Origin of the sequence: Micromonospora sp. LOL_013 (assembly GCF_048060315.1) — a bacterium.
Taxonomy (GTDB): domain Bacteria; phylum Actinomycetota; class Actinomycetes; order Mycobacteriales; family Micromonosporaceae; genus Micromonospora_E.
This window is the reverse complement of sequence record NZ_JBHMIQ010000069.1, coordinates 1-9,026: the sequence shown is the minus strand read 5'-3', so window position 1 is coordinate 9,026 and position 9,026 is coordinate 1. Positions and strand designations below refer to the sequence as shown.

Sequence of the window (9,026 nt, the reverse complement as noted above, 5' to 3'; positions counted from 1 at the left end):
ATGATCCCCGAACGCAGGGAACGCACCTGCCCCCGAGCGGTCAAACGAGCCCGCCACAACCGGTACCGGGTCAAGAAACCCAACGAACCGGCCAGCATCCGCCACGACCGGCCAGCGACGATCCACATCTACCGGGTCCAGCCACCACCAAGATCGACTTAAGCTACGTGGCATTGAGGACTGAACCAAGATTCACAGTCGATCCAGCTCTTTATGCATTGACTCCCATCAGTCAATGGCGTTACGGTGTCCCTGCGCCTGGACCAACACGGGGAAGGACAGGCAAGCAATCCAAGAGCAGCCTGACGGCAACCCCTCGGCTGGATCGTCGCGCTCACTTGTCTTCCCAGGCGCTCCATTGGTGCGTCGATCGAGGTCCCCACCCTCAACATCACGGGAGGAACGTACGTGGACGCTGGATTCCCGAAATCGAAAGACACCAGCCACCCTCACCGGACCGGAGTCACGGCCCCACTCAGTCTACTCACCGCACTGACCACCAGCGCCCTGCTGATGATGTCCGGCATGCCGGCCCAGGCCGCACCGCCTGCCAACCCGACCCAGGATGCACGCATTGTCACCGAACAGGGCACCCACATCGTCACGGGGCGGGACGCGAAGGGTGCGACCCGCACCGGAGCGATCGCACCGGGAACGGTGACCCGCGCCGCGCCACCAAAGGTGACGGGCCACCCTCCGCTGCCGCAGCAGGGCTTCAGTAAACGCTCGAGCGGGACCGCCTTCGGTGACTTCTGGCAGTTGCAGATGAACCTCTGCAACAGCGGTCACGCCGGTTGTTACGCCGACGGGTACGCGATCGACGAGGGCGCGTACATGATCTATCTGCTCATGCCAGACCTCGTCACCGTCAACGAGGTCTGTCTCGGGGACGTCGCGAACGACCTCGCGCCGGCGATGGCCGGCGCATGGGCCGGCGACTGGGCGTTCTACGTGTTCATGCCCGCCGTCACCGCCGCTGGAACCCCGGTAACCTGCACAAACGGCGACGAGTACGGGGTAGCTGTGATCGGGCACATGCCTGACTCCATGTACTACGGCTTCGACGCCTTCGGCGGACATTACGGCAACCAGGACTCCGGCAACGAGAAGCGCGCCTTCGCCTGCCTGTACGCCATCGACCACTATTACGCCTGCACAACTCATCTGAGCAGCAACAGCGAGCCGGTCGCCCTCGCTCAGTGCCTGGAACTGCTGACTGGGGTCATCCCCGCGATCCGCACGTATGAAGGCGTGTACCGACCCACTGTGATCGGCGGCGACCTCAACCTGGAATATGACACCAGTGATCCGGAGAATGTGCAGAACTGCGTTCCGTCCGGATACACCCGCAAAGGCGACGGAAACGTGCAGCACATCATGGCGACCAACGACACGCCGTTCTACGACACCGAGACGTACCTGATGTTCTACACCGACCATCAAGCGTTTCTGGCCAAGCTGACCATGCCCTGACGGGCCGACCCGAGCATCAGCCGGGCCAGTGGGGCCCGAGCCAACAGACCGGGTGACCGGGCCACGTGCCGGGATCCGATCGAGCCGGTTCCGCCGACGCATGTCGATCTGTTGGCGGGACCGGTACGGACCGGAGGGACAGCAGTGTCCAGTATGATCCAGCGTACTGATCCGGCGGGAGGGCTACGGGGGCAGAGCGTGCACCGAATCCGGTCGTCCACGTCGCACCGACCGAAGGGCACACCACCCCGGTTGAAGGGCAGCGGCTCCGTTCACCCGGTCCGGGTCGCGGTCGCCGTCTGGTTCGCCGCAGCCGTCGTCGCCGTCGCCCAGTCGGTGGCGGCGCTCACCCGCGCCCGGCACGACCGGCTCGCCGACCTCGACGTATACGTGGAGGCGGTCACCGGGCTACGGCAGGGCACCAGCCTCTACGACTACGCTGCGGCGAGCACCGGGGCACCGTTCACCTATCCGCCCCTGTCCGGCCTGCTGTTCGTACCGCTGACGCTGATCGACATCGACGTGCTGCGGGTGATCTGGACGGCGGCCACCGTTGCGCTGGTGGCGCTGCTCGCCGTGATCGTGTCCCGCGCCGATGGGGCCCACCGGCTCCTGCCCCGGCAGGTGGCACCGGCGGCGATCGCCCTGCTGCTGTTCGCGTCGGCTCCGGTCTCCAGCAACCTCCGGTTCGGCCAGGTCAGCGTGATCCTGACCCTGCTGGTGCTGGTCGACTGCCTGGGGCGTGCCCCGCGTCGGCTAGCTGGTGTCGCCACCGGACTGGCCGCCGCGATCAAGCTCACCCCGCTGATCTTCATCCCGTACCTGTGGCTCGCCGGCGAGCGACGGGCGGCGGTCACCGCGACCGGGACCTTCCTCGCCGGTACCGGCCTGGCCTGGCTGATCCTGCCAGGCGAGTCGGCGCGGTTCTGGCTCACCGAGATGTGGGACGTCGACCGGGTCGGCAACATCGTCACCGCCGGCAACCAGTCGATCAACGGTGCCCTACTACGGTTGGGAGCACCCGACGACGCTCGTACCCTCGTGCTGTTCACCGCCGGGCTCGCGGTGGTCACGATCGCCCTGGTACGCGGCGCGGTCGCCTACCGGGACGGGGACCGGCTGGCTGGCGTGGTGATCGTCGGCGCGGCCGGCCTGGCGTTCTCGCCGGTGTCCTGGACCCACCATCAGACCTGGCTCGTACTAGCCGCCCTACTGGTGGTGGGCGAGCGCCGAGGCCGCGCACTGGCCTGGACCGGTCTGGTGGCTGCCACCATGATCCTTCCGGTGATGTCGATGGGCGACGGGCTGCCCACCGCAGACCTGACCGACAACGTCCGGGTGCTGCTCGCGTTGGTGGTGGCCTGCCTGGTCCCGACCGTCGGGGGTCGACCAGGGTCCGGTCTTCCTGGGCGGGCCGAGGTGCCCAACCTCACTGCCCGACGCTTTAGGGCGGCGGCTTGGCGGTAGTAAGTTCGCCGCAGCGGGGGCACCAGCGGCTCTTCACCTTGAACGAGAACAGCCCGGCGAGGTAGCCGAGCAACACGGCACTGGTCAGGGCACAAACGTCCATCGTGGTCCACTTTCAATCGCAGCTTGGGATGGGGTCGGGCTGGTGGTTGCCGCCACCGACCCGACCCCGGCTCAAACGGACGGCGGGCAGCGGGCGGCAGAGGTCTACGGGTGTGCGGCTGGAAAGGGGTCGACGCCGTTGGGCGGCTGCCGGCGTTGCACCACGCCGGAGCGGGTCAGGGCACTCTTGTAGACGCCGATCGCGGCCATCCGCCCGTCCCGCCCGGCCGAGGTGATCGTGGCGAGGATGCCCACCACCGGGGAGTCGGCGTCGTCGAGGCCGTACCGGATGTCGGAGACCCGGACCGTCATCGGCCGGTCGCCGAACACCCAGTCGGCCTTGCCGAGATGCAGCGTGTCACCGACCCGCAGGAGTTCCCCGTCGGCCATCAGTCGTCCCGCCCGTCGTGGACGTACCCGTCCGGCCAGAGTCCGGCGTACTGCAACACCGCCCGCACCCGACGCGCCCGACTGTGATCCCAGCGGTCCAGCACGGCCAACGCGTTGGTGAACGGCGGGCAGAACGCCGGCCCGTCGCACGCCCGGCACTCGGCCAACCGGCTCGGCATGTGCTCGGTGACCGTCTCCCGCGCCCGGTCCAACACGTCGACGTCCGGCCGGTTCCGCATCGCCGCCGCCGCCTCGTCCAGCACCGGCCGCTCGGCGTCGACAGCCGCACACTCGGCATTCGGCGCGGGTGCCACCGCACGCGCGCCCAGCAGCCGAAACCGTGGATCGCGCCCGATGTCCGTGTGCCCCGGCGTCCGTCGCGGCAACGGCGGCCGGTCCGGCGTCGGATCTTCATTACCACCGAGGTACGGCGACGGGCAGTACCTGCTACTCGGCGGGTTGTTTCCGGCCATGCGCTTTCCTCCGTGGAGACATGTCGACGGATACATTCGAGTTATTAATTGCCGCTCGCGTGACTCACTACATCCACGGTCGCCTACGTCACACGCACGCCACCACCCGCCGACATCCGGAGATTCCGAATCGCCTATTCCCCGTGACGCGGGGAAGTTCCCAAAGTCGAAGCAGTCGCGTATCGTCTATCCAAATAGGTCTGCGGATCTTTCTGATCATGGGCGGGTGACGGCATGACTGAATCAAGATCGGAAAGTCTTCGACAGCAGCAGACTCGCCTCGCGGCCGAGCTACGGTCGGAGGGAAAGACGTGGGTCGAGGTGGCCGAGGTCTTCCGGCAGCGGTTTCGGCTCAACCCCCGGGCCGCGCTCCGCGCCGCCCGGGGCTGGAGCCAGGCGCAGGCAGCCGAGGAGTGGAACCGGCGCTGGCCCGACGAGCCCAAGACCCACAAGAGCTTCTCGTACTGGGAGATCTGGCCCGGTAAGGGCGGCTACACGCCGTCGCAGGACAACCTGGTCCGCCTGGCCGAGATCTACGAGTGCGCCGTCGCCGATCTGCTGGCCGACCTGCCCAGCTTCCGCCACCTCGATGCCGCAACCCGAGCAACTTTCACCGTCGCACGGGGTACTTCGGCCGTCCTCACCGGTGAGACCATGGTGCCGAGAGAAGCGGAGATCCTGCTTCGCGACCTGCTCGGCCGGCGACCCGGCGCCGAGGCGGGTGCCCCGCCACGAGCGGACCTCACCGGCCTGCACCGCCTGCCCGAGGAGGTCAACTTCGGAGAGTTGGCGCAGGTCATCGTCATGTGGATGCAACGGATACCGGACCCGCAGACCCGCCGGGCCATGCTCGGCAAACTGACCGCCGCGCTCGCGGTCGCCACCACCGCGCCGCTGACCGAGCTGGCGGGTGCGGCCGAGCCGGCCAACGCGGCACCGCCGTCCGCCGGACCGGGAACGTTCGACCCGGCGACGCTGGCTCACTGCGAAGAGATGATGCCCTACCTGCGGAAGCAGGGCGACGTCCTCGGCGCGGGTGCCACCCTGCCCAGCGCTTTGGCCTACCGGCGCACCGCCGAGCAGCAGGCCAAGGCCGCCCCCGCCGGGCCGCACCGGGACCGGGCGATCGCCGCCTACGCCGAGCTGACCCAGCTGGCCGGCTGGTTGTGCTTCAACATGGGCGACTACGGCTCCGCGCAGCGGCTCTACGACGACGCCCGCTCCGCCGCCCACGAAGCACGCGCCGTGGAGCTGGTCACCTACATCCTGTGCACCATGAGCCACCTGGCGACCTGGCAGGGAAAACCCCGGATCGGCATCGACCACGCCGCCGCCGCCACCGCCTGGGCCGAGCAGAGCGGCAGCCCGTACGCCCGCGCCTATGCCGCCGATGTCGCGGTGCGCGCGCTCACCGCCGACAGGCAGGCCGACAGGTCTCAGGCGAATCTCGACCGCGAGTACGCCGCCCTACAGGAAGCGCAGGCCGACGACGGCCCCCGGCAATCGTGGTGGTACTTCTACGACGAGTCGTTCTACTGGAGCACCACCGCGCAGCAGGCGCTGGGCTTCCACGACGCCGACCGGGTGCTCGCCGCCACCGACAAGACGTTGTGCCTGATCGACCCGGGCAACCTGCACAACCGTGCGTTCGGGCTGCTGTACCGCGCCGAGGCGTTCGCCCAGCAGCGCGACATCGACCAGGCCTGCCGGACCGCCACCGAGGCGGTCGAGCTGACCTCGGTCAACTCCAGCAAGCGGATCACCCAGCAGGTGCAGAAGCTGCGCCGTGGGCTCGACCCGTGGAAACGCACCCGCTCCGTCAAAGAGCTCGACCAGGCGGTACGCAGCTACCGGTCAACGCCCTTCGGCTGACCGCAGCGAGCGCACAAAGACGGCGTACTCCCGGTAGTAGGCACCCGGAGGTCCAGGCTTCGTGCCGACCCGCCGCCACCCCCACCGCTCGTAGAGTGCGTGGGTGGCGGTAGCGACCGGGTTGGCCGACAGCGTCGCCCGCTCCTCGCGTCGACCGCCGAGGAACGTGTCGTGCAGGCCGCGCCCGATGCCCTTGCCCTGCCACGCCTTGCGTACCTCGATCTCCGCCAGGACCACGGTCCGCTCGCCGCCACGCTCGTCGGTGAAACCCGGCTCGGGCGCCGGATCGAGCCCACCGAACCAGTCCCGCTCCTGCCGCAGGCTGTACCCGAAGACGAAACCCACCAGCTCGTCGCCGCTCCGGGCTGTCACCAGCTCGTAGTTGCGGGCACCCAGCGCAGCCGTCGCCCGGTCACAGAAAGCGTCCGCCTTGACGCCTGCGTCCTCGCCGGGGACCTGGCCGTAGGCGTCGGCGTACGCATCGGCCAACTGGTCCAGCATCGCGGCGGCAGCGGCGGCGTCGAGACGGACGTACGAAACCTCAGTCACACCAACCACCGTACGGACGAGCGGATGTTTGTCCTTCCCCGCGCCACGGGGAAAATGGGCCCAGTACTAACCTTCGTGTCGACCAAGCGCCCGACGGTCAGCCTGTAGGGATCTCGATACGGCATCAACATGTCATTGAGGGGATCCATCGGATGATCGACGAACCCAGTGGGCAAAGTTGGATTCCGCAATGAGGGTTTCCGGGTGGCTGGCGCCTAACACCTTTCGCAGAGTAGGCAGCAATTCAACCAACTGGTCTCTCGCGGAAAAATAATCGCCAGCCGATCCGGTCAAGTTAGCAATCTCGGAGCACGCAATGAGGGTTTCCGGGTGATTGGCGCCTAACACCTTTCGCAGAGTAGGCAGCAATTCAACCAACTGGTCTCTCGCGGAAGAATAGTCACCCGAACGCCCAATGCGGCAAGCAAACCGCACTCTGAAGACAATCATTGAAAAATCTTCATTATTTCCATAGAATCGATTCAGAGCTTCGATCTGATGTTGTGCGGCTTCAAAATCCCCTAGCTCGGCGGAAAATAGAGCTAGATTCCGCCGGATCGCCCGAGCAGCATTTCCCTCGACACCGATCGCCCGACTCGCCACGGGGAGTAGCTTAAGGCATTGACTGCGTGCGGCTGCCGGATCTCCCGCCACGCCAGTGAAGAAGGCAAGATTGCTTCGGTACATCAAGCTCTCTTCGCGCTCAGCTCCCAGGACTCGATCGCTCACGAGCACCAGTCCAGCATACAGTTCGCGCGCAGAATGAACATCACCAGTTCCTCCGGTGAAGGATGCAATATCGGCACTGACCTGCAGAATGTCAGGATGCTCCTCGCCTAAGATTCCCACCGCCAAATCCCGGATCAACTTTGCCCCCGAAACAGCGGCTGCATATAGACCAATGGCCGCCATGTACCTAGTTATCATGCTCGCTGCCTGCGTAAGATCGCTGGTCACCTCTGCACGCAGGTCCGACTCCGCTGCCGCCAAGGTTAATAGGTGGAGCGGATGAGGCGCCAAGAGCTTGAGCACTGGCCAGTTCTTTGGTTCGGTGTGATCGTCGTATCTGATGGCGGCGCGATGCAGTAGCCTCGCAGCCACTTCGATCGCCGCGCCCATATTTCCGCCGACCCGTAGATGGTGCCGACTCACATCCCTGATTAATGGGTGCAGGCTCAGCGTTCCAAGTGGTAGGTCACGCGTCGCCGTCGCCATTGGAACTTCCCCGTCAACTTTTAGCTCAATCAGACCGAAGGAACTGAGGCTTTGCAGGAGTTCTCGAAGCCGGCCTGGAGTGAGTCCCCGAAACATGTCCGAGGTGGCCATTTCGCTAGGATCGAGCAAGACGTGGTACGGAATTTCCGCATCAGCCATGGTTGACAAGAGCCGAAGCAAGTTTCGCGCCTTATATCTGCCACCTCGCTCCATTGAGGTCAAAGACAATTCCCAAGTCTCCGCGATGACGGATATCGCGCGCGCTACCGTCATTACACCGTTACCATCCGGAAAGACAGCAGAAACCCCATGGCGATCAAGTGCCGCATGGTAGTCGGTGAAGGTGGTTATCTGTCCGGATACCGGCACCAGTCGAGCGTCGGCAAGATAGCGGCCGGCGAGATGTAGGGCCAGCGGTAGGCCGCCAAGTCTGCCTGCGAGATCCGCTGCCTGCTCTTTCGACCCGCAATTACTGCCCGCTATATCGATGAGCATTTGCGCACTGTCCGCAACAGGTAGGATCCCAATCTGATGCATCCGACACCAGTTTCCCCAGGAACTTTTAGTGCCGTCACGACTTGTGACTATAATTGCACCATTGCGGGTTCCAGTCGGGCGAATCCAACCATTCCTTTGCGCAACGGTCTGATTGACCGGCGCAAGTGCGCTTAGGTCATCAGCATTGTCGATTACGATGAGCCATCGGCGCGAGTAAGCCTTGAGACGCCGCCATAAGACATCAGGCGCGTTGTGAGTCCACTCTCGGTCGAGCTCGTAGCTACTTGCCCCTAGGCTCATGGCAAGTTCCCGCATGCCGGAGTGTAGGCTGCTCGCTTCGGCGGCGGAAATAAACCAGACAGTGATGCCGCGCTGACGTAAGACTTTTGCCACGTGTTGCGCGATCGCGGTTTTTCCTACCCCACCCATCCCGTGCAGTACATGCACTCTAAGTGCAGGATCGGCGTTCCGTTCGTATAGATGGACAAGTTCCCCGATTACACGGTCACGACCGCGAATTTGGTCGGCGCCGACTAGCCCTGGAACGGCCAGCGATGTCATTCCTGCTCTTGGTTGATCGGCACTTATCAAAGCTTCTTTCTCAACTCTTCGCGCCTGCTTCGACTGAAAAGTGAGCCCAATTACCGCGACCAGCAGGGACAGCAAGGAGACCGGCAACGCGTAAACACTGCTATATGCATCTCGGTCACTAAGATCTGAATTGATGTAGGATGCAATACCCTCAGCGGCCGGGTTCCAACCCAGCGCAACCACGCCAACGCCAGCCAGCGCGATCCATGGCCAGCGGCGCTTGAACGGACTCCGCATGTAGACCATCCAGATCAAACCAGACCAATAAATACCGGCGGCCGTCGCAAAGATCTCAACGCCGACTCTGCTAGCAGGTACACTGACGTCTTAGATCATGAGGCTTATTCAGCAGGGCCCCGATAACCCACAGTGGACCCCCCGATAAATGAGACGGCC

General features: G+C 64.8%; 7 protein-coding genes. 3 read left to right on the top strand and 4 right to left on the bottom strand.

Annotated features, from left to right (window positions below; all coding sequences use genetic code 11):
• Positions 1-408 precede the first annotated feature (408 nt).
• Positions 409-1,473 carry a hypothetical protein gene (locus ACFHWS_RS27990; protein ID WP_416557403.1) on the top strand — a complete coding sequence of 355 codons (1,065 nt, stop codon included), beginning with the start codon at positions 409-411 and terminating at the stop codon, positions 1,471-1,473.
• Between the two features lie 153 nt (positions 1,474-1,626).
• On the top strand, positions 1,627-2,940 hold the full coding sequence (locus ACFHWS_RS27985; protein WP_416557404.1) for a glycosyltransferase 87 family protein: 1,314 nt from the start codon (positions 1,627-1,629) through the stop codon (positions 2,938-2,940).
• Between the two features lie 207 nt (positions 2,941-3,147).
• Here ACFHWS_RS27985 and ACFHWS_RS27980 read toward each other — a convergent pair whose 3' ends face one another.
• Complete coding sequence (locus ACFHWS_RS27980) at positions 3,148-3,432, bottom strand: hypothetical protein (protein WP_416557406.1); 285 nt, start codon at positions 3,430-3,432, stop codon at positions 3,148-3,150.
• A complete protein-coding gene (locus ACFHWS_RS27975; protein ID WP_416557407.1) occupies positions 3,432-3,746 on the bottom strand; it encodes a hypothetical protein in 315 nt (104 codons plus the stop codon). The genes ACFHWS_RS27980 and ACFHWS_RS27975 overlap by 1 nt, the downstream gene beginning before the upstream one ends.
• 393 nt (positions 3,747-4,139) lie before the next feature.
• On the opposite strand from ACFHWS_RS27975, the gene ACFHWS_RS27970 reads away from it, so the two are divergent.
• Positions 4,140-5,777 (top strand): helix-turn-helix transcriptional regulator, encoded by a 1,638-nt coding sequence (locus tag ACFHWS_RS27970; protein ID WP_416557408.1) that lies wholly within the window; start codon positions 4,140-4,142, stop codon positions 5,775-5,777.
• Here ACFHWS_RS27970 and ACFHWS_RS27965 read toward each other — a convergent pair.
• Positions 5,760-6,326, bottom strand: coding sequence for a GNAT family N-acetyltransferase (locus ACFHWS_RS27965; RefSeq protein WP_416557409.1), 567 nt, complete (start codon positions 6,324-6,326; stop codon positions 5,760-5,762). The genes ACFHWS_RS27970 and ACFHWS_RS27965 overlap by 18 nt on opposite strands.
• A gap of 132 nt (positions 6,327-6,458) precedes the next feature.
• Positions 6,459-8,867 carry a tetratricopeptide repeat protein gene (locus ACFHWS_RS27960; RefSeq protein ID WP_416569521.1) on the bottom strand — a complete coding sequence of 803 codons (2,409 nt, stop codon included), beginning with the start codon at positions 8,865-8,867 and terminating at the stop codon, positions 6,459-6,461.
• Between the last annotated feature and the right edge of the window lie 159 nt (positions 8,868-9,026).

Coding starts and splice junctions, on each gene's coding strand:
- ACFHWS_RS27980 (WP_416557406.1), bottom strand. CDS start 3,432: ATGGCCGACGGGGAACTCCTGCGGGTCGGTGACACGCTGCATCTCGGC.
- ACFHWS_RS27970 (WP_416557408.1), top strand. CDS start 4,140: ATGACTGAATCAAGATCGGAAAGTCTTCGACAGCAGCAGACTCGCCTC.
- ACFHWS_RS27960 (WP_416569521.1), bottom strand. CDS start 8,867: ATGCGGAGTCCGTTCAAGCGCCGCTGGCCATGGATCGCGCTGGCTGGC.
- ACFHWS_RS27985 (WP_416557404.1), top strand. CDS start 1,627: ATGATCCAGCGTACTGATCCGGCGGGAGGGCTACGGGGGCAGAGCGTG.